Origin of the sequence: Streptomyces sp. KR80, assembly GCF_052245555.1 — a bacterium.
Classification (GTDB): domain Bacteria; phylum Actinomycetota; class Actinomycetes; order Streptomycetales; family Streptomycetaceae; genus Streptomyces.
Genome location: NZ_JBQQCD010000004.1, coordinates 323168 through 346010, shown reverse-complemented (window position 1 = coordinate 346010; position 22843 = coordinate 323168). Strand labels below are relative to the sequence as shown.

The window sequence follows — 22843 nt, the reverse complement described above, 5'->3', positions numbered from 1 at the left end:
GAGGCGCCTCGCCTAAGCCGAGGGTTCCGCGTGGCAGATGCCGACACCACTGGGTGGTTGAACGAACCATGGCCTCGCTCGGAGGCTTCCCGCCGCTTCGGACGGCTCAACCGGGTCGAAGCGCAGTTCACCGCCCTGCATTGCTTCGGCCCTCTACGGCAATGACCGCGCAGCCCACCGTCCGGCTGAGAGGCGCCGATACCGATCGCGGTAGACCGCGGGCGTCCGTCCGGTCACAGGTGGCGGCCGGTGCCGAACGGCGCGAGCATGGAAATGACGCGAGCACGGAAATGATCTGCCGACCGACGCACGGAGGCTGGTCATGCCGAACGGTCTGTCGGCACCGGTGATGATGGACACCATCGAGCGGTACTTCGTACTTCTGCAGAGCCACGCGCCCGCCGAGGTGATGCTGGACGAGGTCCTGACCGCTGATTTCCGAACCGGGTTCGTGGACGGCTATGTATGGCAGGGCAGCGACGGGCTGCGCGAGTTCCTCCAGACCCGTTCGGAGTTCTTCGACGAGGCCCATGAGATCCGGCAGATCTCCGACCCGGACCCGCTGCCCGGCAGCCGGTGGGGCGCCAGGACCCGGCTCTGGTTCTTTCTGCGGCGCAGGCAGCCTGGGGCGGCGGTGAGCGAGCAATTCACTGGACTCGCCTTCCACCGCTGGGAGTTCCAGCCCGGGGAGCAACCCTCCGGCTGGCGGGTCGCCGCCCAGATGGTCGAAGGGTTCGCCCAGCTGAACAGCAATGCGAAGACACTGTTCGCTCGGCCGGACAGGGGGCTCAGTACGTAGTCGCTCCCCGCCGTTACATCATCAGGCGGAACAAGCATGCCGCCGACCGCACCACCACCATGATCGCCGGGACAGGACCAGGGCCCCGCCCAGGAGAACGGCAGGCGCCTGGGAAACTTCTCCCGTGATCCATTCCAGCGCCACCGCTCCCAAGAAGAAACGCCTGCGCCGCTTGAGTCCTCTCGGCAAGGCCCTCATCGCATCGGGTCTCGGCTTCCTCGCGGGCGCGATCGCCGTCGCCGCATACTACGTGTACTTCTGGGACACGCTGTCCCACTAGTGCCCGTAGCAGGCAACGTTTGCCCCTGTAACCGCCTCGGATGTCAGCTTGTGCTGAGTGGTGCAGTTTGCTCGGCGTCGAGCTGGTGGTCCGCCCAGATGTAGCTTTCGGGAAGCAGGTCGGTGATGGAGACGGTTCGGAGAGTCTCGCTTGCGCCGACGATGACCTTGAGGGCTGGGAAGTAGTCGAGGAGAACCTGGCGGCAGCGGCCGCATGGGGGTACCACACCACGGTCGCGGTCGCCCACGGCGACGATGGTGTCCAGGTCGTAGGCACCTTGTGCGGCCGCAGCGCCGATGACGACCAGCTCCGCGCAAGGGCCTCCGGTGAAGTGGTAGGCGTTCACCGCGGTGACGATCCGGCCGTCACGGGCGCGGGCCGCAGCCGCCATGGTGTGGTTGTCGCCCCGGCAGCGAGTGGCCGCGACATGCGCCGCGGCCTGGATCAGTTCATGGTCGACGCGGTTAGTCTGTGTGGTCATCTTCTCTGCCTTCATGCAATGTCAGGCGACATTGGCCCTGGTGATGATGGTGCGCAGACGAGCATCGGCGGTGTGCTTGTTTCGCCAGATGATGTAGCGGCGGATCATGCCTTGCTCTTTGTGGCTGGGATGGTCGGTGCCGTCGAGGGTGAAGTAGCGCAGGGCGGTGAACTGGGCTTCGATGCGGTTCAGCCACGATGAGTTGGTTGGGGTGTAGGTGAACTGCGAAACGGTGGCTGCTTACGGCCCGTGGACGGCCCAGACACGACGCAATGGCTCTTCCTAGCGAGAAACTCGCTGGTGAGAGGGCGGAACGCCCTAAGCGGCGGGTGAGTTCTCCAGGTGCAGGCACAACTGCACCAGTGCCGCAGACGTACGTACGGCCCCTCGCCATGGGAGGCGTGAGGCCGTAAGTACCGGAACCACCGCTTGAGTAACCCCAACGGCGAGCAACCAGGTGCGCGAGAGCGGCGCCGGTTTAGGCGCAAATGGCTGCGTTAGCCGCCGACGAAGATCACCAGCAGTAGCCAGGCCACAGGGGCGGTCGGCAGCAGCGAGTCCAGCCGGTCCATGATCCCGCCGTGGCCCGGCAGCAGGTTGCCCATGTCCTTGATCCCGAGGTCCCGCTTGATCATGGACTCCCCGAGGTCGCCCAGGGTCGCGCTAGCGGCCACGGCGAGGCCGAGCAGCAGCCCGTGCCACCAGCTGCCGCCGTCGATCAGGAGCTCCATGCACAGCGCCCCGGCGGCCATCGCGAAGGCCACCGCACCGAGCAGTCCCTCCCGGGTCTTGCCCGGGCTGATCCGCGGCGCCAGCTTGTGCTTGCCGAAGCGCCAGCCCACCGCGTACGCCCCGGTGTCACTGACGACCGTGAGCACCAGGAACGTGAGGACCCGCCAGGCGCCGTCCTCGGCAGCCAGCATCAGCGCCACGAACGTGGCCAGGAACGGCACGTAGAAGGCTGCGAAGACCCCGGCAGTGACGTCCCGGAGATAGTCCTGCGGCGGCTCGGCCATCCGCCAGACCAGCGTCGCGAGCGCGGTGAGGGCCATGGCGACCCACGCGCCCTCGGCGCCCCGCGCGTACCCGGTGACGACCATGGCGACGCCGCCGACCGCGAGCGGCACCAGGGGGATCCTGATGTGCTTCTTCTCCGAGAGCCGCGAGGACAGCTCCCAGAGGCCCACGACCACGGCGGCAGCGATCACCGCGACGAAGACGGCCTTCACGATGAAGAGTGAAGCGATGATCACCGCGCCCAGCGCTAGGCCGACTCCTATCGCGGCCCGGAGGTCGCGCCCAGCGCGCTTCCGCTGACGCTTCTGCGCCGAGGGGCCACTGCGCCGAGCAGCCGCCCGGTCACGGTCGTCCTGGTCTCCGCCGGAATCGGGCACGATGGGCATGGGCCGAGTCTGCGCCGCCTCGGACGGACCATGCGCGGGACCCGCCGAGGCAGGCCCCTGGTCGGGCGCTCCCCAGAAGCCGGTGGCCGACGGGGTTCGCCCCCTGCCCTCAGGGGGGACCCCACCGGCCGCGGACGTGGGGCGGCCCCCCCAGGATGCGTCGTTCATCAGACCTCGAGCAGCTCGGCTTCCTTGTGCTTGAGCAGCTCGTCCACCTGCGTGACGTACTTCGCGGTGGTTTCGTCGAGCTCCCTCTCGGCGCGGCGGCCCTCGTCCTCGCCGACCTCACCGTCCTTGATGAGCTTGTCGATGCTCTCCTTGGCCTTGCGGCGGACGCTGCGGATCGAGATCTTCGCGTCCTCGCCCTTGCCCTTGGCGACCTTGATGTACTCGCGACGGCGCTCCTCGGTGAGCTCGGGGAACACCACCCGGATGAGGTTGCCGTCATTGGTCGGGTTGACTCCCAGGTCGGAGTCGCGGATCGCCTGCTCGATGTTGCGCAGCGCACTCTTGTCGAAGGGGGTCACCACCGCCATGCGCGGCTCGGGCACCGAGAACGACGCCAGCTGGTTGATCGGCGTCAGCGCACCGTAGTAGTCCGCCACGATCTTGTTGAACATCGCCGGGTGAGCCCGCCCCGTGCGGATCGCGGCGAAGTCCTCCTTGGCGACCACGACGGCCTTCTCCATCTTCTCCTCGGCCTCGAGGAGGATCTCTTCGATCACCACTTGCTCCTGGTCTCGTGAGTGAGCACAGCCTCGCCCCTGCGCGCGTCTTTCCTGCACGGTGTCCGACCGGCAGGTCGTTGTCCATCCCCGTGCCGGGCTGTTCGTGCGGCCCGGAGTTGCCGGGTCGCCCCGGCGGTTCGCGGACCGTCCGTCAGGTCCGCGTCCCCTGATCGCTGACGAGCGTGCCGATCTTCTCACCCTTTACCGCACGCGCGATATTGCCCTCGGCCAGCAGCTCGAAGACCAGGATCGGGAGTTTGTTGTCCATGCACAGCGTGATGGCGGTGGCGTCGGCGACCTTCAGACCCCGGGCGATCACCTCGCCGTACTCCAGCGCGTCGAACTTCACCGCGTCGGGGTTCCGCTTGGGGTCGGAGTCGTAGACCCCGTCCACCCCGTTCTTACCCATGAGCAGCGCCTCGGCGTCGATCTCGAGGGCGCGCTGGGCGGCGGTGGTGTCGGTGGAGAAGTACGGCATGCCCATGCCCGCGCCGAAGATGACCACACGCCCCTTCTCCAGGTGCCGTACCGCCCGCAGCGGGATGTACGGCTCGGCGACCTGCCCCATGGTGATGGCGGTCTGGACGCGGGACTGAATGCCCTCCTTCTCCAGGAAGTCCTGGAGCGCGAGGCAGTTCATGACCGTACCGAGCATGCCCATGTAGTCCGAGCGGGCCCGGTCCATGCCCCGCTGCTGAAGTTCTGCTCCGCGGAAGAAGTTGCCGCCGCCGACGACGACGGCGATCTCCGCCCCGTCCCGGACGACCGCGGCGATCTCACGGGCCATCTTCTGCACGACGTCGGGGTCGACGCCGAGTGCCCCGCCGCCCGCGAATGCCTCACCGGACAGCTTCAGCAGGAAGCGTCCGCGTTTGCTGCCGTGGTAGCTGTTGTCGGCCTTGTCGGCGCCCTGATTCATGGAGGTCTCCTCGTCACATCTGCGGTCGCCCGGCTTGTTAAGCGGCCGACTGCACCCGACCCTAGCGGGTCGGGCGTATTCCGTCGCTGAACGCCGGCGGTGCGGGCTCAGGCGCCGACGCGGATGCGCGCGAAGTGCTTCACCGTCACGCCCGCCTCGTCCAGCACCTTCTGGACGGTCTTCTTGTTGTCCTTGGCGAACGGCTGGTCGACCAGCACGTTCTCCTTGAAGAAGCCGTTGACCCGACCCTCGACGATTTTCGGCAGGGCAGCCTCGGGCTTGCCCTCCTCGCGAGCGGTGGCCTCGGCGACGCGGCGCTCGCTCTCGACCGTGTCGGCCGGGATGTCCTCGCGGGTGAGGAACTTCGGCGAGAACGCGGCGACGTGCTGCGCGATGTCCTTGGCGACCTCGGCATTCTCCTGGTCAAGCTCGACCAGGACGCCGACCTGCGGGGGCAGGTCCGGGCTGGTGCGATGCAGGTACGAGGCGACGAAGCCGCCGGAGAACTGCGCGAAGCGGTCGAGGACGATCTTCTCGCCGAGGGTCGCATTGGCCTCGTCCACGAAAGCCTGGACGGTCTTGCCGGTCTCGATCTCGGAGGCGAGCAGGCTCTGCAGGTCGGCCGGGGAGGTCTTGGCGACGTGGGCGGCGATGGCGTCGGCGACGGCGACGAACTTGTCGCCCTTGGCGACGAAGTCGGTCTCGCACTTCAGCTCGACGAGCACGCCGGACTTCTTGTCGTCGGCGATCAGGGCGACGACGGCGCCGTTCTCGGCGCTGCGGCCCTCGCGCTTGGCGACGCCCTTCTGGCCCTTGACTCGGAGGATCTCGACGGCCTTGTCGACATTGCCCTCGGCCTCGTCCAGCGCCTTCTTGCAGTCCATCATGCCGGCGCCGGTGAGCTCACGGAGCTTCTTGACGTCAGCGGCGGTGAAGTTCGCCATGGTCTGTCAGTCTCTTCTCGGAAAGTCGATTGGATCTACGGGTGGACGGCGGGGGCAGTCCGGCCCCCGCCGTCATCAGCCGTGACGGAGGTCGTCAGGCCTGCTCGGCGTCCGCGGCCGGGGCCTCGGCGGCCGGGGCCGGCGCCTCCGCGGCCGGGGCTTCCGCGGCCGGGGCTTCCGCGGCCGGCTCGGCGGGCTTCTCCGGGGCAGCCGGCTCCTCTGTCTTCTTGTCGCCCTCGAGCAGGTCGCGCTCCCACTCGGCGAGCGGCTCGCCGGCGGCCTTCTCACCCTTGCCCTCGGCGGCGCCGGAGCGGGCGATGAGGCCCTCGGCGACGGCGTCGGCGATCACGCGGGTGAGCAGGGTGACGGAGCGGATCGCGTCGTCGTTGCCCGGGATCTTGTAGTCGACCTCGTCGGGGTCGCAGTTGGTGTCGAGGATCGCGACCACCGGGATGTTGAGCTTGCGCGCCTCACCGACGGCGATGTGCTCCTTCTTGGTGTCCACGATCCAGACGGCGCTGGGCACCTTCTGCATCTCGCGGATACCGCCGAGGGTCTTCTCCAGCTTGGTCTTCTCGCGGGAGAGGACCAGGAGCTCCTTCTTGGTGAGGCCGGAGGCGGCCACGTCCTCGAAGTCGATCGCCTCGAGCTCCTTCAGGCGCTGCAGACGCTTGTAGACGGTCGAGAAGTTGGTCAGCATGCCGCCCAGCCAGCGCTGGTTGACGTACGGCATCCCGACCCGGGTCGCCTGCTCGGCGATGGCCTCCTGGGCCTGCTTCTTGGTGCCGACGAACATGATGGAGCCGCCGTGCGCGACGGTCTCCTTGACGAACTCGTAGGCGCGGTCGATGTAGGACAGCGACTGGAGCAGGTCGATGATGTAGATGCCATTGCGCTCGGTGAAGATGAAGCGCTTCATCTTCGGGTTCCAGCGGCGGGTCTGGTGCCCGAAGTGGACGCCGCTCTCCAGCAGCTCCCGCATCGTGACGACGGCCATGGCCGTACTCCTTGAGGTACTCGGTTCCACGTCGGCCGGGCGGCCGCCGTGCCTGACACCCCAGCGCGTCTGCCACGGGCGGGCGCCTGGTGAGAGGACCTGTCCGAGGACCGAGGGACGCGGCCGCCGTACTGCCCTGAGGGGCGTGCTGCACCGGCGGCGGGGCGTGCGAAGTCGACCCGGTGACCCGGGTCGCCACCAGAATTGTACGGGACCGCCGAACCGCGGAGCGACATGTGGCGGCCTCCCGCCGGGCGTACCGGGAACCTGCAGGCGCCGCGGAAACAAGCCGGTCGCCGCTCGCCCGCACGGGTGGCCGAGTTGTCCACAACCGGCGAGTACTCCACCGATGATGTCCATGATCCCTGCGGATCGGCACAGCGCGGGAACGTCGGCTCATGCGTGTGCTTCTTCTACCGCTTCCTCCAGCGGCCTGCCTGGCGATCGTGCTGCTCATCGGCGGACCGGCCCATGGTTCGACGCCACCTGGTTCGGAGTCACCGCGCGTGTCCGCGGCGGAGCGACAGGCGAGTATTCCGACGCCAGGCCTTGGCCAGGGGCTGCTGTCCGTGGGTGCCTCGCCGGCCGCGGCGAGCCCCGATTCCGGTGCGGCTGCGGACCCTGGGGGCGGGGCGGGTGCGGACACTGGGGACGGGGCGGGTGGCGCCCGGCCCGGGTCAGAGCGGGGTGACCCATCGAGCCGGGGACGCTCATGGCCTGTGGGCGGGGTGGCGGGTGCGGCACGGCCCGTGGTCATGCGGGGGTGGGAACCCCCACCCGCGCCGTACGCAGCGGGGCACCGCGGCATCGATCTCGCCGCGCGACCGGGTGCGAGGGTACGGTCCGCCGCCGCGGGCCGGGTGTCCTTCGCGGAGAGCGTGGCCGGCCGCCCGGTCATGGCGATCGAGCTGGACGGCACGGGCTCTCCCCCGCTCCGGATCACTTACGAACCGGTGCGGCCGAGCGTCCGGAAAGGGGATCGCGTCGCGGCGGGCCAGCCCGTCGGGACGCTGGCGGCCGGCCCGTTCCACTGCCCGGACGGCTGTCTCCACTGGGGGCTACGGCGTGGTGACCGCTATCTTGATCCACTGTCCTTGCTGCCCGGGTGGATGCTGGGCGGCGGTCCGTCACGCCTGCTGCCGGTCTTCGGGGTGCCCGAGCCCGCGTCGCGGCCGACGGCTGCGGCGTACCCATCGGCCCCGGTGCGGCCGACGAGGACGGGCCCGGCAGGGGCGATCGCCGCTGATCCCGCGGCCGACGCCGCATGGGCGGCCGCGATAGCGGTGGCAGCGTGGTGGGCGCACGGTCGGCTGCGCGCCCGGCATCCGCACGGTGCCTGTGGACGGCCTAGCCGGGGCGAGGGGGCTCAGCCCCGTACGCCTCGGAGCGCCATCGCCACCGCTGCCTCGGTGATCAGTTCCGGATCCTCGGCCGCACCGAGCTCGATACGACGGACAGCGGCGTCCACCACTCCCTGCAGCAGCATCGCGGCCAGCCGCGGCTGTTCATGGCCGAGCGCGCCGAGGGCCTCGACGATCATGGCGATGAGGCCGCCATGAGCGGCGCGGATCTTCTCGCGTGCCCCGGCGTCCAGCTCGGCGCCCGAGATCGCGACGACCGCCCGGTGCCGCCGGTCGCCGACCAGTGACAGCTGCTGCCTCACATACGCCTCGACCTTCTCCTCCGGCGTGTCGGCCCGCTCCATGGCGGCCTCGACCTCCGCCGCCCAGACGGGGAAGTCGACGGCGCACAGCTCCTCGACGACGGCCGCCCGGGAGCGGAAGTACTCATATACGGAGGACCTCGCGAGCCCGGTGCGCTCGGCAAGCGCGGGGAAGGTCAGCGCCTCGGTGCCGCCTTCGGAAAGGAGGGAGCGGGCGGCGTCCAGCAGGGCGCCGCGCTGCATGGTCCGGTGTTCGGCCACGGAGGCCGCTCGAATCCTGGGCACGCCACCACTCTACGGACGCCGGGCGGTGCTCGGTATCCGAAGCGGTGCTCGGTGTCCGAACCGGGGGGAGGGACGATTCAGCGACCGACGTCGGCCAGCTTCGCCCGCAGCTGGAGCACGGACTTCGTGTGGATCTGGCTGACCCGACTCTCGGTGACCCCCAGGACCTGACCGATCTCCGCGAGGGTGAGCCCTTCGTAGTAGTAGAGGGTGACGACGGTCTTCTCCCGCTCGGGCAGGGTGTTGATGGCCCGCGCGAGCAGCCGCCGGAGCTCGCGGTCCTCGGCCACCTCCACGGGGTTGTCGGCGGCGGTGTCCTCCAGGGTGTCCATCAGGCTGAGCCGGTCGCCGCCTTCGCCGCCCACATGCAGCAGTTCCTCCAAGGCGACCACGTTGGCCAGCGACAACTGGCTGAACACATGGTGGAGTTCGTCGAGCCCGATGCCCATCTCGGCCGCCACTTCAGCCTCGGACGGAGTGCGGCGCAGGGCCGCTTCCAGGGTGGCGTAGGCACGCTCGACCGCCCGCGCCTTCTGCCTGACCGAGCGGGGAATCCAGTCGAGCGCACGGAGCTCATCGATCATCGCCCCACGGATCCGGGTGATCGCGTAGGTCTCGAATTTGATCGAGCGGTCGGGGTCGAACTTCTCAATAGCGTCGATCAGCCCGAAGACCCCGGAGGAGACGAAGTCCGCCTGCTCGACGTTGGGCGGCAGGCCCACACTGACCCGGCCGGCCACATATTTGACCAACGGCGAGTAGTGCAGGATGAGCTGTTCCCTCAGCCGGCCGTCGGACGTGGCCTTGTAGGACCGCCACAGTTCGTCGAGCGACGAGGGGGCGGCCGGGCGCACGCTGCCGCAGGCGGCGGGTGGCACTGCCGCGCGGTCAGACCCGGAGGTGTGCTGGGGCATTCGTCGCCTTGAGCCGTTCTGCCGTCACCAGGGTGAGGACGTCGTCTGTCGTGGTCGCAACGCTTGTGAGCGTAGCGTGACTGGAGCGTCGCAGTGCGCGAAGACTGCAGGTTCGCGCTTGGCAGATACGTTCCGCGGGGCGCACCCCAGGGTTACGGACAGGCGGCCGCGTGTCGGCCGGGAGCAGAACACAAAGTCGGCTGTTGCGGTCATCGGCCCAACCCTGTCACCCGGTCGCGACAGGTCAAGGACCGCCTCGCCGCGGGCTTCCGGAGGCCCGCTGACGCCGGACCAACTGCCACCGTTCGCCGTGCCGTTCGACGAACCCCAGTGACTGCAGTTCGTACAGTCTTGCCAATGCGTCGTCATATCCCGCGCCTGCGCCGCGGGCGATGCGTCGCACATCGGCGGAGGCGCGCGCCGGCATGGCTTCCAGTACTCGCGCCGCGCACGGATCCAGCAAGTCCCGGGGGACGACGGGTCCACAGCGCTCCGGGGCCAGTTCACCGATCCTTCCGACCAGTTCAATCACCTCTGCGGCGTCGGTGACGAGCACGGCCTCTTCGCGCAGCAGCTCATGGACGCCGGCCGAAAGTCCGGACGTCACCGGGCCCGGCACGCCCATGATGGCCCTGCCCAGCCGTTGCGCATGCCGCGCCGTCACCAGAGAGCCGCTGCGGTACTGCGCCTCCACCACCACCGTCCCCCGGGTCAGAGCGGCGATGACGCGGTTGCGCAGTACGAACCGGCTGCGCGTCGGATGGGCTCCGGGCGGCAACTCCGCAATCACCACGCCCCGTTCCGCGATCTGTGCGATCAAGTCGGCGTGTCCGCGTGGATAGGGCACGTCCACGCCGCAGGCGAGGACAGCGACGGTCGCGCCGTCGGCGGCAAGGGCCCCCCGATGGGCGGCGCCGTCCACACCGTAGGCAGCACCGGAGATCAGCACCCAGCCCCGTTCGGCTAGCCCGGCGCCCAGCGAAGCGGCGACATGGGCGCCATAGTCCGTGCAGGCCCGCGCGCCGACGACCGCCACCGACCGCAGCGCCCACATCCGCAGAGACGGCCGTCCCCGCACCCACAGCCCGATCGGGCGAGCATCGCCCAGATCGTCGAGCTGCTGGGGCCACTCCCCGTCCCCAGGACATACGAACCGCCCGCCCACGGCCTCCATGGCGGCCAGGTCCGCCGCGGGGTCGAGCCGCGCGGCCCGGAGGCGGTATCCGGCCATCCGTTCCGCGCTCGCCCTCGATGGTGGCTCCCCCGGCCCGGAGAGGAGCCGCACGAGGTCGACCGGCCCGACGTCCCGAAGCCACCCGCCGACCAGCTCGTCCCCCGGCTCCACGATCCTGCTCAGTGCCACCCGCGCCAGCCGTTGCTGCTCGTCCACGGCCCCAAGCGCGGTCCGGCATTCGACCGCGCCGCCGCTCATCGCGGGCCGCCCGCCGGAACCGCCCCGCGGCTGACACCGGTGCGCAGCTGCAGCGCGAGCGCCACATCCCATGCCTCCGGCCGGTCACGGCCGGCCAGCTCGGCGACGGTCCACGCGACACGCAGCACTCGGTCCAGGCCGCGGGCCGTGAGCAGGCCTCGCTCCATGTCGCGCTCGGCCTCCCAGAGGGCTCCCGGCGCCGGCCGCCAGCGCGTGCGCAGTTCATGCCCCGGCACCTCGCTGTTGATCCGCCACGGCGTGTCCGCCAGCCGGGCGGCGGCCCGCTCACGCGCCGTCCGCACGCGGTCGGCCACCACCGCACTGGATTCACCACCCGTGCCGACCAGCTCCGCCCGCCCGACGGCCTCAACCTGGACCCGCAGATCCACCCGGTCCATCAAGGGCCCCGACAGCCGTGACTGGTAACGGCGGATCACGGACGGCGGGCACTCGCACCCGGCCCCCTGGACGGAGTGCCGGCCGCATGGGCACGGGTTCGCGGCCATCACCAGCAGAAAGCGGGCGGGCAGCCGCACCACTCCGGCGCTCCGTGCGACGACCACATAGCCCGACTCCAGTGGCTGCCGCAGAGCGTCGAGGATCCGTCCGCTGAACTCTGGGGCCTCGTCCAGGAAGAGCACCCCGCGGTGCGCCAGCGAGACGGCACCGGGCCTGGGCAGCCCTTTCCCGCCCCCGACCAGGGACGGCATGGTCGCGGAGTGGTGCGGGGCACAGTACGGCACCGTTTCCACCAGGGGCCTGCCCGGAGGGAGGAGTACGGCCACCGAGTGCACCGCTGTGACTTCCAGGGCCTCTTCGCGGGTCAGCGGCGGCAGAATGCCGGGCAGCCGTTCCGCCAGCATCGTCTTTCCGGCGCCTGGCGGCCCCTTCAGGAACAGGTGGTGGCCCCCGGCCGCCGCGACTTCCAACGCCGTTCGGGCGGCCTGCTGTCCGGCGACATCCGCGAGGTCGGGCAGCGGTCCACGGTCGCCGGCGCCCGGCATCAGGCCGGTGCCCGTTTCCGCACCCGGCACGGTCAGCCCGGCCAGCATCGGGTCCGGTCTGCCGTCCTCGACACACTGGTCCTCCTCCGGCACGGTCTCGTCCGCGAGGATGGCGATCAGCTGCCGGAGGCTGCGAATACCGAGCACCGAGACGCCGGGGACGAGTGACGCCTCTGGGGCCGTCCGTTCCGGAACGACGACCTGCTTGTAGCCGGCGTCCGCCGCGGCGAGGACGGCGGGCAGCACGCCTCGCACCGGCCGCACGCGCCCGTCGAGACCGAGCTCGCCGATCATCATCAGATCGGCGATCTGCCGCGGATCGATGCGCTCCGCGGCTCCCAGGACGGCGCATGCCACCGCAAGGTCGAAGCCGCTTCCTCCCTTGGGCACCGACGCCGGGCTGAGCCCGACCGTGAGCTTCTTCTGCGGCCATTCGGCGCCGGAGTTGACCACCGCGGCGCGGACCCGGTCCCGGCTCTCGACCAGGCTCTTGTCCGGCAGACCGACCAGGGTGAAGGCGGCGACTCCGGGTTCGAGGTCCGCCTGGACCTCGACGACCACGCCCTCGACGCCGACCAGCGCGACCGAACACGTACGGGCGAATCCCACTACGCCACCCCCCGCACGTGCTCCACGACCGGGGCACCCCGACGGGGCAGCAGGACTCCGACCAGATCGATCCGCACGCCTCCGGTGGGCGGCGTGCCGTGCTGCTCGAGCCATCGGTCCGCCAGCCAGCAGGCGGCCAGCCGTCGCAGCCGCTCGGCCTTGCGTCCGGTGACGGCCGCCATCGGATGTTCGTACGCGCCGACTCTGCGTGCTTTGACCTCGCATACGACCAGCGCGTCGCCGTCCGCGGCGACGATGTCGATCTCACCCGTCCGACAGCGCCAGTTGCGCTCCAGGACCGTCATCCCCGCTTCGGCCAGCCTCCTGGCCGCCAGGTCCTCCCCATAGCGGCCGAGCGCTCCTCGCGCGTTCATCAGCACCACCTCCGTCACCGACTGTGACGGAGGTGGCGGCAATCAGGGGATCATGGCCCGGAACGGTGGACTACTCGCCGGTTGTGAAAAACTCGGCCACCCGTTCTGGTTACTCATTGAATCCGGATTCGCCCGAGGGCAGATCGAGATCGCTCTTGTTGAGCTCCTCGATGTTCACGTCCTTGAACGTCAGGACACGCACCTGCTTGACGAAGCGCGCCGGGCGGTACATGTCCCACACCCATGCGTCGGCCATCGACACCTCGAAGAACACCTCGCCCTGTACCGAGTGCACCTGCATCTCGTAGTCGTTGGTGAGATAGAAGCGCCGCTCGGTCTCGATCACGTATTTGAACAGCCCGACGACATCGCGGTACTCCCGGTAGAGCTTCAGCTCCATCTCGGTCTCGTACTTTTCGAGGTCCTCGGCGCTCATGGCGTCTTCCCCTTCAGCCGTGCGTCCCCCCATTGTGCGTCAGACCGAGCCCTAGACGATTTCAGAGGCCAGGATCACGGGCGTCTCCGGGGGACCCTCGTCGAGCAGCGTGCGCAGCAGTTCGGCGAGCCTGATCGGATACACCGTCTCATGCGCCACGGACAGTTCCTCGCACGTCCACCACCGCAGCCCCGTGACGCTGCGCCGCTCCAGCTCCGTATGGCCGCCCGTGTCGGTCCGGGTCTGGGTCGTACGGCCGAGGAAGTACCACTCGTCCTGGTCCCAGCGCCGCCCGTCGAACGGGAACGAGCAGCTGCGTCGCCACAGCACGGGCCCCAATCGCACGTCCGTTATCCCGGTCTCCTCCGCGAGCTCCCGTCGAGCCGCCTGTTCCCGGGTCTCCCCCTCCTCGACCCCGCCGCCGGGCGTGAACCACCACGTGGACTCGGGGTCGGCCGGCTCGAAGCCGTGCAGCAGCAGGATGCGGTCCTCGGGATCCAGCAGGACGACGCGTGCCACCCGGCGCTCCGGGCTCCCCGGCCGTCGCTCGCCCACAGGCCCGGGGCCTCGCCCAAGCCCCGGCCCCAGCAGCCCCGGTCCCCGTCCCGGCTCGTCAGCCCCGCCGGACACCGGTCCGCGCCTTCTCTCGCGCCGCCCGGCGCGCCAGCGGCCCATGAGCCGCCCCGCCGAGGATCAGCACCGCCCCCAGAACGATCGCCAAGAAGAGCAGCCGCAGCGGACCGGGCTCCGAGATCCCGCCGGGCAGCGCATCGAACGGCGTCGCCCGCTCCAGCATTCCGAACCCGTCCGGCGGCCACGCCGTGGCCTCCACACGGGCGCTGACGGCCCCCCGCGCGACAGCCCCCTCGTGGCCGTCCGTGAGGTGCACCCGCGAGTCCTGCGAGGTGCTTCGGTTGTCACCCAGCAGGAAGAGGCTGCCCTTGGGTACGGAGGCGTCGAAGCCGCTCGGCGAGGCGGGCCGGCCGCCCTGCAGATACGGTTCTTCGATGGGCTCGCCGTTCACCTGCAGCCGTCCCTGCCGGTCACAGCAGGAGACCTGGTCGCCGCCGACCGCGACAACCCGCTTCACCATCGGCAGGTCGCCCCACGAGGCGTCCGTGAAGACCACCACGTCCCCGCGGCGCACCTCGCCGCCGTCTATCCGCTGCGCCAACACCCGGTCTCCGGCGTCCACGGTCGGCGCCATCGAATCGGTCGGCACGGTGTAGGGCTGGTAGAGCACCGCTCCCCAGACGAAGCCGCCCAGGAAGAGCACACAGCCGACGGCCACGGCCAGCCCGGACAGCACATGCCCGAGACCACCGCGACCGCCGCTCCCGCGTCCTGCTGCGCTCATCCCAGCCCTCCGTGTCGAAGTCCGGGACCGAACCCTACCCGGCGGTACCGGACCGAGTCAGCCGCCGCCGTCGCCACAGCACCACCGGAACCGCTCCCGCGAAGCCCAGGGCCGTGGGCGCCACGGCACCCGCCGCCAGCCCCGGCTGTTCGAAGGTGCTCGGCACCGGTAGCCCCGCCCAGCGGTTGATCGGCCAGGCCACCACGATCGCCGGGCCGACGACGTCGTTCACGGACACCGTGCCCTTCCCGGGCAGATCCTGGTGGTAGCGCGAGTCCAACGAATTCTGACGGTGGTCGCCCATCACCCAGATCCGCCCCTCGGGCACCTTGACCGGCCCGAACGGCTTGTCCCCGCACGGCGTGTCCCCGGGGTAGAGATAGGGCTCGTCCAGCGCCTTGCCGTTGACCTTGACCGGCTGGGCGCCGCCCTTGCACGAGACCGTGTCCCCGCCGACCGCGATGACCCTCTTGATCAGGTCCTTCTCCTCGGCCGACGGCATGAGACCGATGAAGCTGAGCACCGTCTGGATCCCCTCGGCCACCGGCCCGGCATCGGACTGCGGCACCGACTCCAGCCAGCCGCCCGGATCGTGGAAGACCACGGTCTCGCCGCGCTCCGGCTGCGCACCGAACCACGGGGTGAGCTTGTCCACCAGCACCCGGTCGCCCCGCTGCAGCGTGTCCTGCATCGAGTCCGAGGGGATCGAGAATGCCTGGACCAGAAACGTCTTGATGAGGAGGGCCAACAGCAGGGCGATGCCGATGAGGATCGGCAGCTCCCGCCAGAAGGAGCGCTGCTTCTTCCGCTTCACGCGGCCGCCCTCCTTCCCTGCCCCGTATGGCTCAGCAAGCTCCTCCTCCGGTCGAGCCTCGTCTCGCTCGCCGGGTTCTTCGTGACCGGATCGTGTGCCGACCGCCAAGTCCCCCACATCCACTCCTCACTGAACTCCGCCTGCCCCACGCTCGGCGCAGGCCCACCACTCCCATAACGAGCGGGAGTTCCGCAGGGGTCGGGAGCTGAATCATCGCTTGGTCTTCTCGGGACTGCCGGGGCGGCACGGCGCCGTACGACGTCCCGTACGACACCCTAGGCGGCGAAGCCCCCGCCGCTGTCGTCGCGCCACGCGCGTCGGGCACCGACGCGTAGGTTTCCCGTTCCTCGAGACCGCGCCAATGTGAGAACGGATACGCGATCACCACGGCCCTGCCGACCACCAGATCCTCGCCGACCGTCCCCGACCCGGGCTCCTCCAGGTGGAAACGGGAGTCCGCCGAGTTGTTCCGGTGGTCGCCCATCACGAAGATCCGGCCAGGCGGCACAGCGACTTCGAACTTCATCTCGGAGGGCGAGTTGCCGGGGAAGAGATACGGCTCGTTCAGCGGCATGCCGTTGACCGTGACCCGTCCGTCCCGGTCGCAGCACTTCACCGTGTCGCCGCCGACCGCGACAACCCTCTTGATCAGATCCTGCTCGTCGTCCGAAGGCAGCAGACCGATGAAGGTCAGCACCTCCTTGGCCTGTTTGATGCCTATGGGGTCCTCGGTGAGGGGCGTCTGCTCCTTCTCCAGCCAGCCGCCCGGGTCCTTGAAGACCACCACGTCCCCGCGCTGCGGCTTGGAACCGAACCACGGGGTCAGCTTGTCCACCAGCACCCGGTCGTCGATCCGTATCGTCTGCTCCATCGAGCCCGAAGGGATCACGAAGGCCTGGACGAGGAACGTCTTGAGCACCAGGGCTATGAGCAACGCCACGCCGACGAGGATCGGCACCTCGCGCACGGCTTTGGCGCGGCGACGGCGCTTGATCCGCCGCGCCGCCTTGCGCCGCTCGGCGCGCCCGGGCGTCACCCTGCCGGTCGTCGGGCGTGTGCCGGTGGGTAGCCGGGTGTCCATGCGGTGCTGTCCGTACCGCGGCCGTCCGCGCTTACCCATGCCCCTGCCCGTTGCGTACGTGCCGGCTGCCGCCGGTTCCGTGGTCCAGCGCGGCCCAGCGGTGGTACGGCCAGCCGATCCAGTCCGCTCTGCCGATGACCCGGTCGACCGGGACCATCCCCCCGCCCGGCTCGCCGAGGTGGTCACGCGAGTCGCGGGAGGCACTGCGGTGATCGCCCATCATCCACAGCTTGCCGTCCGGCACCACCACGCGGAAGGGCACCCGGGACGCGGCGTCGCCCGCGTACAGGTACGCCTCGTCGAGGGCCGCACCGTTCACAGTGATCCTCCCCCGCTTGTCACAGCAGGTGACCCGGTCGCCGCCGACGCCGACCACGCGTTTGACGTAGTCCGTTTCGGCCGGCTCGGCCAGTCCCACCGCGGCAGCGCCCTCCCGCAGCAGTCCGGTCACCGGATTCCCCTCAGGTCCCCCGCGGACGAACGACCCGGTGCCGTCGAAGACCACCACATCGCCACGCCGCGGCTCATCCCCGAAACGGTACGCCAGCTTGTTCACCAGCACCCGGTCTCCGACCTCCAGCGTCGGCTCCATCGAGCTGCTCGGGATCAGAAATGGCTGCACGACAAAGGAGCTGAGCAGCATCAGGAAGGCCGTACAGACCGCCGCCGACCAGGCCGCGCGCCGCCACAGAGCGCGCCGGAGGAGCCAGGACAACCGTTCCTTCCCCGGAATACGCAGGGAGCGCGACCTCTGTTCACACCCCTCCTGCGGGGCGGAAGAGCGGTCGCGCTCCGAAAGCTGTGCGTCGGTGTCCATTGAGACCGGAGCCTATCCGGCCACGCCCGGAGATCCGACAGGAGCTCAGCTCTCGCGCTTCTCCTTGATCTTCGCGGCCTTGCCGCGCAGCTGACGCAGGTAGTAGAGCTTGGCGCGGCGCACGTCACCGCGGGTGACGAGCTCGATCTTCTCGAAGATCGGGCTGTGCACCGGGAAGGTGCGCTCGACACCGACGCTGAAGCTCACCTTGCGGACGGTGAAGGTCTCGCGCACGCCGGCGCCCTGGCGGCGGATGACGACGCCCTTGAACTGCTGGATACGAGAGCGGTTGCCCTCGATGACGCGAACGTGGACGTTCACGGTGTCGCCGGGGCGGAAGGCGGGGACATCGGTGCGCAGCGACGCGGCGTCGACGTTGTCGAGAAGGTGAGACATGACCGTCTGCTTTCCTCGCTGATGCCACAGGTCATCAACGGAATATCGGGATGAGATTCGAGTGCTGCACGGCCCGCGGGCGTCGTTCCCCCTGTGGCAGGGGACGCGCGCCGGACGTACACAACAGCGATTTATTCTTCCACGTCCGGGGTCGGGCGCCCAAATCGGCCCGTCGCCTCGCTCACGTCCCAGCCCAACTCGGCCAGGATCTTACGGTCGTGCTGATCGAATTCCTCCGGGTCGGCCTGTTCGATCAGCTCGGGCCGGTTGCGGGTCGTACGCCGGAACGCCTCGTCGCGGCGCCAGCGCGCGATCCTCCCGTGGTGACCGCTCAGCAGCACCTCCGGGATGCCGCGGCCGCGCCACTGAGGGGGCTTGGTGTAGACGGGCCCCTCCAGCAGGTGCGCCATCTCGCCCGGCGCAAACGAGTCGTCCTGATGGGATGCCGCATTGCCCAGCACCCCTGGGAGCAGCCGCGCGATGGCCTCCGCCATCACCAACACGGCCGCCTCGCCACCGGCGAGCACGTAGTCGCCGATGGAGAGCTCGTGGACCTCGTGCACCTCGGGCCGCTCGCGGTATTCGTCGATGACGCGGCGGTCGATGCCCTCATAGCGGGCGGGGGTGAAGACGAGCCACGGGCGGGTGGACAGCTCGACCGCGAGCGCCTGAGTGAACGGGCGCCCGCTGGGCGTCGGCACGATCAGTGTGGGCTGCTCCGGGGCGGCCTCGCCGTCCGCCGTCGCCGCGGATCCCGGGGCGATGATCGCGTCCAGCGCCTCGCCCCACGGCTCCGGCTTCATGACCATGCCGGGTCCGCCGCCGTACGGGGTGTCGTCCACCGTGTGGTGACGGTCGTGCGTCCACCGGCGCAGATCGTGTACCCGTATGTCCAACTGCCCACGCGCGCGTGCCTTGCCCACGAGCGAGACGCTCAGCGGCTCCAGGTACTCGGGGAAGATCGTGACGACATCGAACCGCATCAGGGCTCTTCCCGACCGCTCGCGGTCTCGGCGCGTGAGGAGTCGAGCAGCCCGGGCGGCGGATCGATCACCGCGCGCTGCTCCTCCAGGTCGATCTCGGGGACGATCTCGGCGACGAACGGCACCAGGACCTCGCCGCCGTCGGGGCACTCGACGACCAGCAGGTCCTGGTACGGCAGGTGGGTGATCTCGGCGATCCGGCCGACCTCGGTGCCGTCGACGGTCACGACGTCGAGATCGATCAGCTGGTGGTCGTAGAACTCCTCGGGGTCCTCCGGAGTCTCTTCCGGGTCGACCTCCGCGATGAGCAGCACGTTCCGCAGCGCCTCGGCGGCCGTACGGTCGCGCACGCCGTCGAAGCGCAGCAGCAGCCGGCCGCTGTGCACCCGGCCGGTCTCGATGGTCAGCGGGCCCACGGAGGCCGGGTCGGTGGCCAGGACGGCGCCCGGCGCGAGCCGCAGTTCCGGCTCGTCCGTCCGCACCTCTACCGTGACCTCGCCCTTGATCCCGTGGGCGCGGCCGATCCGCCCGACTACCAGCTGCACGCTTCGCGCTCCCATTCACTGCGCAAGGGCCGGGGGCACCAGCCCCCGGCCCTTGGTACCGCAACCATCAATTGAGTAACCCCGACGGACGAGCAACCACCTCCGCGAGAGGGGGCACTCCCCCAGCTACCGCTGGGGGTACCCCCACCCAGCGTTAGCTGGGGGAGGCGGCGGTTCAGCCGCAAAAGGCGCCGCGCGCCTTAGACCTGGTCCACGTCGACGAGGTCGACCCGGATGCCACGGCCGCCGATGGCGCCCACGACGGTGCGCAGGGCGCGCGCGGTGCGGCCGTTGCGCCCGATCACCTTGCCGAGGTCGTCGGGGTGCACCCGGACCTCCAGGACGCGCCCGCGACGCAGGTTGCGCGAGGCGACCTGTACGTCGTCGGGGTGGTCGACGATGCCCTTGACCAGGTGCTCGAGGGCCTCCTCGAGCATCCTCAGGCCTCGGTCGACTCGGTGGACTCAGCAGCCGCCGAACCAGCAGCCGCCTCCTCCGCCTTCTTCTCGGACTTCTTCGCCTTCGGGGTGATCGCCTCACCCTTCGGCTCGTCACCGGCCTCCTTGGCGGCGGCCTCGAAGAGGGCGCGCTTGTCGGCCTTCGGCTCGGGGACCTTCATCGGCTCGGGGGCCGGCAGGCCCTTGAACTTCTGCCAGTCACCGGTGACCTTGAGGATGGCCCGGACCGGCTCGGTCGGCTGCGCGCCGACACCCAGCCAGTACTGGACGCGCTCGCTGTCGACCTCGATGCGCGAGGGGTTCTGCACCGGGTGGTACAGACCGATCTCCTCGATGGCCCGGCCGTCACGGCGGGTACGGGAGTCGGCGACGATGATGCGGTAGTGCGGCGACCGGATCTTGCCCAGACGCTTCAGCTTGATCTTGACTGCCACGGGAGTGGTGTCTCCTGCTCTACGACGTGTTTGAGCGCGACGGCTTCCACGTGGGGTGGTGGGCTCCGAGCGCTCGATGGACGCGTCAGCCGAGGGAGAGAGGGGTCCGGACCGGCTGCCGAGTACTCAGCGGTCCATTCTGCCACACCGCGACGGCACGGTTGCTCACCGCCTCCGGCAGCATCGATCGGCCCCCCAGCACCCCCGCACTCGGCACTCGTACATGGCCAGCCGTGCGCCTCGGCACGGCCCCCGCACACAGGGAGGCAGGGCTGCGCCGAGGTGCCCGGCGGTAGCGGGCGGCAGGGTCAGGCGACCGCAGCCGCCTCGGGAATCCGGAAGGGCTTACCGCACCCGCCGCAGACGATCGGCGCCTGTGCCAGCACGGAGGGGACGACGCGTACATTGCGCCCGCAGTCGCATACGGCCTTGACCCGCACACCGCCGCCGGAGGAACCGTGCCGTGCAGCCGGTCCCCGGAAGCTGCGCGTGGTGTCCGCCATCGTGGCCACCGAGTGCGCCTTCACGGCGCGCTGCAGCCGCTCGATGGTGGGTCGATAGCGCCGCTTCGCCTCGGGGCTGAGGACGACCAGGGAGAAGCCGCTGCTGGGATGCGGCTCGTCGGAGTGGTCGAGACCCAGCTCCTCGGCGATCGCGAGGAATCTGCGGTTGTGATAGCGGCCGGCCCGCGAGGTGTCGCGGATGCCGCGTGCCGCGGCGATGCCATGGACAGCTTCGTGGAGCAGCCGTTCGAAGGAGAGCTCGGTGCCGCAGGCGGACGAGGACTCTCCGATCAGTGATTCGGGCGCGGCGAGATCCGGCAGCTCGGGGTGGTGCCGTTGAATGTCGGCCCACGCCTGCGCCAGTTCCGCGGCGAGGACAGGTGGTGTCGTGCTCACGTCGTGACAACGATTCTGGGGGCCATAGTGTTCCGATTCCGGGGCCATCCTCAATAATTTGCACGTACCAGTCAGTTCTCGCTCCTACGTCCTAACGAGGGCGGGTGCGCAGATCTACGGAGGAGACGCGCACCTCCCGCCAAGTTGGTACGTACCAACGCGTACGCCCCCGATGCGAGGGATTCCCCGCACGCCGGGACGGATGCTGCCCTGTCCCGGCCCGTCAGTAGGCGCGGGCCACGACTGCGAGCGTACCCGGCGCGTCGTCGGCGTCCGGTACCGACCCGTCCTCACCGACCAGACAGCGCACGGTCACAGCCTGCTCCGCGAGCTTCCCCTCCCCCTCGGTGCCCAGCACGGACCACGGGATACGCGCCCAGCCGCCGTCCAGCGCGGCCTCGGCCGCCGCCTCGAGGGTCGTCACGTCACGGGTGCGGGACTCGCGACGCTCGCGGGACTGGCGCAGCAGCAGCGCCTGGTCGTCCTCGAGAGCCTTCGGCAGCAGCGTCTCGAGCGCATCGAGCTGCACGGGCTCCTTGCCTCCCGGGATGCGCCGGGCCACCATCGCCGTACCGTTCTCCAGGTCACGGGGCCCGATCTCGATCCGGACCGGGACGCCCTTCAGTTCCCAGTCGACGACGCGGCGGCCGAAGGGGGTGTCGGTGCGGTCGTCGACGTGGACCCGGATGCCCGCTGCCGCCAGCCGGTCGCCGATCTCGCGGACCTTGGAGATCACCGCGTCATCGCCCTTGATCGCGAGCACGACGGCCTGGATGGGGGCGAGCCGCGGCGGTACGCGCAGACCGTTGTCGTCGCCGTGCATCATCACCAGGGCGCCGACCATCCGGGTCGTGGAGCCCCAGGAGGTCTGCCAGACGTACTCCTGCTTGCCCTCCTTGGAGAGGTACTGGGTGTGGAAGGCCTTGGCGAAGTTCTGGCCCAGCTCGTGGCTGGTGCCCAGCTGCAGGGCCTTGCCGTCGCCCATCATGCCCTCGAGGGTGAGGGTGTTGATCGCGCCCGCGAACCGCTCCTTGGCGGTCTTGCGGCCCAGGACGACGTCCATGGCGAGGACGTTCTCCATGAACTCCGCGTAGACGTTCTCGTGGATGTGGGCCGCGTAGTCCCGGGCGTCCTCATAGGTGGCGTGGGCGGTGTGGCCCTCCTGCCAGAGGAACTCGGACGTCCGCAGGAAGAGGCGCGGCCGCAGCTCCCAGCGGACGACATTCGCCCACTGGTTGATCAGCAGCGGCAGGTCACGGTAGCTCTGCACCCACTTCGAGAAGTACTCGTTGATGATCGTCTCGGACGTGGGGCGGACGACGACCGGCTCCTCGAGCTCCTTGCCCCCCGCGTGCGTGACCACCGCGAGTTCGGGGGCGAAGCCCTCGACGTGCTCGGCCTCCCTGGTCAGGTACGACTGCGGGATGAAGAGCGGGAAGTACGCGTTGGCGGCGCCCGCGGCCTTGATCCGGGCGTCCATCTCCTGCTGCATCCGCTCCCAGAGCCCGTAGCCGTACGGTCGGATGACCATGGTGCCGCGCACCGGGCCGTTGTCCGCCAGCTCGGCCTTGTTGATCAGGTCCTGGTACCAGCGCGGGAAGTCGTCCGCCTGAGGGGTGAGTACGGGAGCCTTTGCCATGGCGGAGATGGTACGGGGGTGTCACGCTGATTGGTGAATCGGCCGGTGCGCGCGCTGGTGTGCGGTCCCGACGGGGGCGCACGGAGGGGGCACGCAAGCATTGCCGCACAACCCCTGGACGGGGTGACGGATGCGGAGTTCTCTGGCAACGG

General features: G+C 69.8%; 26 protein-coding genes and 2 pseudogenes. 3 read left to right on the top strand and 25 right to left on the bottom strand.

The window, feature by feature from the left end; genetic code table 11:
- The first annotated feature begins 322 nt into the window (after positions 1-322).
- Positions 323-799 carry a hypothetical protein gene (locus ACTWQI_RS09095; RefSeq protein WP_443269215.1) on the top strand — a complete coding sequence of 159 codons (477 nt, stop codon included), beginning with the start codon at positions 323-325 and terminating at the stop codon, positions 797-799.
- A gap of 124 nt (positions 800-923) precedes the next feature.
- Positions 924-1079, top strand: coding sequence for a hypothetical protein (locus tag ACTWQI_RS09090; protein WP_443269213.1), 156 nt, complete (start codon positions 924-926; stop codon positions 1077-1079).
- 43 nt (positions 1080-1122) lie between these two features.
- Here the strand turns inward: ACTWQI_RS09090 and ACTWQI_RS09085 are convergent, their stop codons facing one another.
- From ACTWQI_RS09085 to rpsB, 7 genes and pseudogenes are all read right to left on the bottom strand, one after another.
- Positions 1123-1560, bottom strand: a complete 438-nt coding sequence (locus tag ACTWQI_RS09085) for a cytidine deaminase (RefSeq protein ID WP_443269211.1) — start codon at positions 1558-1560, stop codon at positions 1123-1125.
- Between the two features lie 21 nt (positions 1561-1581).
- Positions 1582-1779, bottom strand: a pseudogene (locus ACTWQI_RS09080) (transposase); the annotation flags it as partial.
- 278 nt (positions 1780-2057) lie between these two features.
- The gene (locus tag ACTWQI_RS09075) at positions 2058-3131 is read right to left on the bottom strand and encodes a phosphatidate cytidylyltransferase (RefSeq protein WP_443269209.1); all 1074 of its coding nucleotides are present in this window, start codon (positions 3129-3131) and stop codon (positions 2058-2060) included.
- Positions 3131-3688 carry a ribosome recycling factor gene (gene frr / locus ACTWQI_RS09070; RefSeq protein ID WP_443269207.1) on the bottom strand — a complete coding sequence of 186 codons (558 nt, stop codon included), beginning with the start codon at positions 3686-3688 and terminating at the stop codon, positions 3131-3133. Before frr ends, ACTWQI_RS09075 begins: the two co-directional genes overlap by 1 nt.
- Before the next feature lie 154 nt (positions 3689-3842).
- Positions 3843-4610: a UMP kinase gene (pyrH, locus tag ACTWQI_RS09065; protein WP_443269205.1), complete on the bottom strand. Its 768-nt coding sequence runs from the start codon at positions 4608-4610 to the stop codon at positions 3843-3845.
- A 107-nt stretch (positions 4611-4717) separates the two neighbouring features.
- Positions 4718-5554, bottom strand: a complete 837-nt coding sequence (gene tsf / locus ACTWQI_RS09060) for a translation elongation factor Ts (protein ID WP_443269203.1) — start codon at positions 5552-5554, stop codon at positions 4718-4720.
- Between the two features lie 94 nt (positions 5555-5648).
- The gene (gene rpsB / locus ACTWQI_RS09055; RefSeq protein WP_443269201.1) at positions 5649-6551 is read right to left on the bottom strand and encodes a 30S ribosomal protein S2; all 903 of its coding nucleotides are present in this window, start codon (positions 6549-6551) and stop codon (positions 5649-5651) included.
- A 398-nt stretch (positions 6552-6949) separates the two neighbouring features.
- Between rpsB and ACTWQI_RS09050 the strand changes: the two are divergent.
- A pseudogene (locus tag ACTWQI_RS09050) lies at positions 6950-7627 on the top strand (murein hydrolase activator EnvC family protein); the annotation flags it as partial.
- 290 nt (positions 7628-7917) lie between these two features.
- Here the strand turns inward: ACTWQI_RS09050 and ACTWQI_RS09045 are convergent.
- The 18 genes from ACTWQI_RS09045 to proS form a co-directional block, all read right to left on the bottom strand.
- A complete protein-coding gene (locus ACTWQI_RS09045) occupies positions 7918-8475 on the bottom strand; it encodes a TetR/AcrR family transcriptional regulator (protein WP_443269344.1) in 558 nt (185 codons plus the stop codon).
- 101 nt (positions 8476-8576) lie between these two features.
- Positions 8577-9413, bottom strand: coding sequence for an RNA polymerase sigma factor WhiG (whiG, locus tag ACTWQI_RS09040; protein ID WP_443269200.1), 837 nt, complete (start codon positions 9411-9413; stop codon positions 8577-8579).
- Positions 9414-9657: 244 nt separating this feature from the next.
- Positions 9658-10845: a DNA-processing protein DprA gene (gene dprA, locus ACTWQI_RS09035; protein WP_443269198.1), complete on the bottom strand. Its 1188-nt coding sequence runs from the start codon at positions 10843-10845 to the stop codon at positions 9658-9660.
- Positions 10842-12458, bottom strand: coding sequence for a YifB family Mg chelatase-like AAA ATPase (locus ACTWQI_RS09030; RefSeq protein WP_443269196.1), 1617 nt, complete (start codon positions 12456-12458; stop codon positions 10842-10844). The genes dprA and ACTWQI_RS09030 overlap by 4 nt, the downstream gene beginning before the upstream one ends.
- A complete protein-coding gene (locus ACTWQI_RS09025; RefSeq protein ID WP_443269194.1) occupies positions 12458-12832 on the bottom strand; it encodes a YraN family protein in 375 nt (124 codons plus the stop codon). Before ACTWQI_RS09025 ends, ACTWQI_RS09030 begins: the two co-directional genes overlap by 1 nt.
- Before the next feature lie 109 nt (positions 12833-12941).
- The gene (locus ACTWQI_RS09020; protein ID WP_443269192.1) at positions 12942-13268 is read right to left on the bottom strand and encodes a DUF2469 domain-containing protein; all 327 of its coding nucleotides are present in this window, start codon (positions 13266-13268) and stop codon (positions 12942-12944) included.
- Positions 13269-13319: 51 nt separating this feature from the next.
- Positions 13320-13823 (bottom strand): NUDIX hydrolase, encoded by a 504-nt coding sequence (locus tag ACTWQI_RS09015; protein ID WP_443269190.1) that lies wholly within the window; start codon positions 13821-13823, stop codon positions 13320-13322.
- A 58-nt stretch (positions 13824-13881) separates the two neighbouring features.
- On the bottom strand, positions 13882-14625 hold the full coding sequence (lepB, locus tag ACTWQI_RS09010) for a signal peptidase I (protein ID WP_443269188.1): 744 nt from the start codon (positions 14623-14625) through the stop codon (positions 13882-13884).
- Positions 14626-14659: 34 nt separating this feature from the next.
- Positions 14660-15547, bottom strand: coding sequence for a signal peptidase I (gene lepB / locus ACTWQI_RS09005; RefSeq protein WP_443269343.1), 888 nt, complete (start codon positions 15545-15547; stop codon positions 14660-14662).
- The gene (lepB, locus tag ACTWQI_RS09000; protein WP_443269186.1) at positions 15471-16559 is read right to left on the bottom strand and encodes a signal peptidase I; all 1089 of its coding nucleotides are present in this window, start codon (positions 16557-16559) and stop codon (positions 15471-15473) included. The genes lepB (ACTWQI_RS09005) and lepB (ACTWQI_RS09000) overlap by 77 nt, the downstream gene beginning before the upstream one ends.
- Positions 16552-17337 (bottom strand): signal peptidase I, encoded by a 786-nt coding sequence (lepB, locus tag ACTWQI_RS08995; protein WP_443269184.1) that lies wholly within the window; start codon positions 17335-17337, stop codon positions 16552-16554. Before lepB (ACTWQI_RS08995) ends, lepB (ACTWQI_RS09000) begins: the two co-directional genes overlap by 8 nt.
- Positions 17338-17382: 45 nt before the next feature.
- Positions 17383-17733, bottom strand: a complete 351-nt coding sequence (gene rplS / locus ACTWQI_RS08990; protein ID WP_443269182.1) for a 50S ribosomal protein L19 — start codon at positions 17731-17733, stop codon at positions 17383-17385.
- A gap of 131 nt (positions 17734-17864) precedes the next feature.
- Positions 17865-18716, bottom strand: a complete 852-nt coding sequence (gene trmD, locus ACTWQI_RS08985) for a tRNA (guanosine(37)-N1)-methyltransferase TrmD (RefSeq protein WP_443269180.1) — start codon at positions 18714-18716, stop codon at positions 17865-17867.
- Positions 18716-19261 carry a ribosome maturation factor RimM gene (gene rimM, locus ACTWQI_RS08980; RefSeq protein ID WP_443269178.1) on the bottom strand — a complete coding sequence of 182 codons (546 nt, stop codon included), beginning with the start codon at positions 19259-19261 and terminating at the stop codon, positions 18716-18718. Before rimM ends, trmD begins: the two co-directional genes overlap by 1 nt.
- Before the next feature lie 200 nt (positions 19262-19461).
- Positions 19462-19698, bottom strand: a complete 237-nt coding sequence (locus ACTWQI_RS08975) for an RNA-binding protein (RefSeq protein WP_443269176.1) — start codon at positions 19696-19698, stop codon at positions 19462-19464.
- A gap of 2 nt (positions 19699-19700) precedes the next feature.
- Positions 19701-20153, bottom strand: coding sequence for a 30S ribosomal protein S16 (gene rpsP / locus ACTWQI_RS08970; protein WP_443269174.1), 453 nt, complete (start codon positions 20151-20153; stop codon positions 19701-19703).
- A gap of 308 nt (positions 20154-20461) precedes the next feature.
- Positions 20462-21052 carry a hypothetical protein gene (locus ACTWQI_RS08965; RefSeq protein WP_443269172.1) on the bottom strand — a complete coding sequence of 197 codons (591 nt, stop codon included), beginning with the start codon at positions 21050-21052 and terminating at the stop codon, positions 20462-20464.
- A 223-nt stretch (positions 21053-21275) separates the two neighbouring features.
- Entirely contained in the window at positions 21276-22691 is a 1416-nt protein-coding gene (gene proS / locus ACTWQI_RS08960) for a proline--tRNA ligase (protein WP_443269170.1), read from the bottom strand.
- Between the last annotated feature and the right edge of the window lie 152 nt (positions 22692-22843).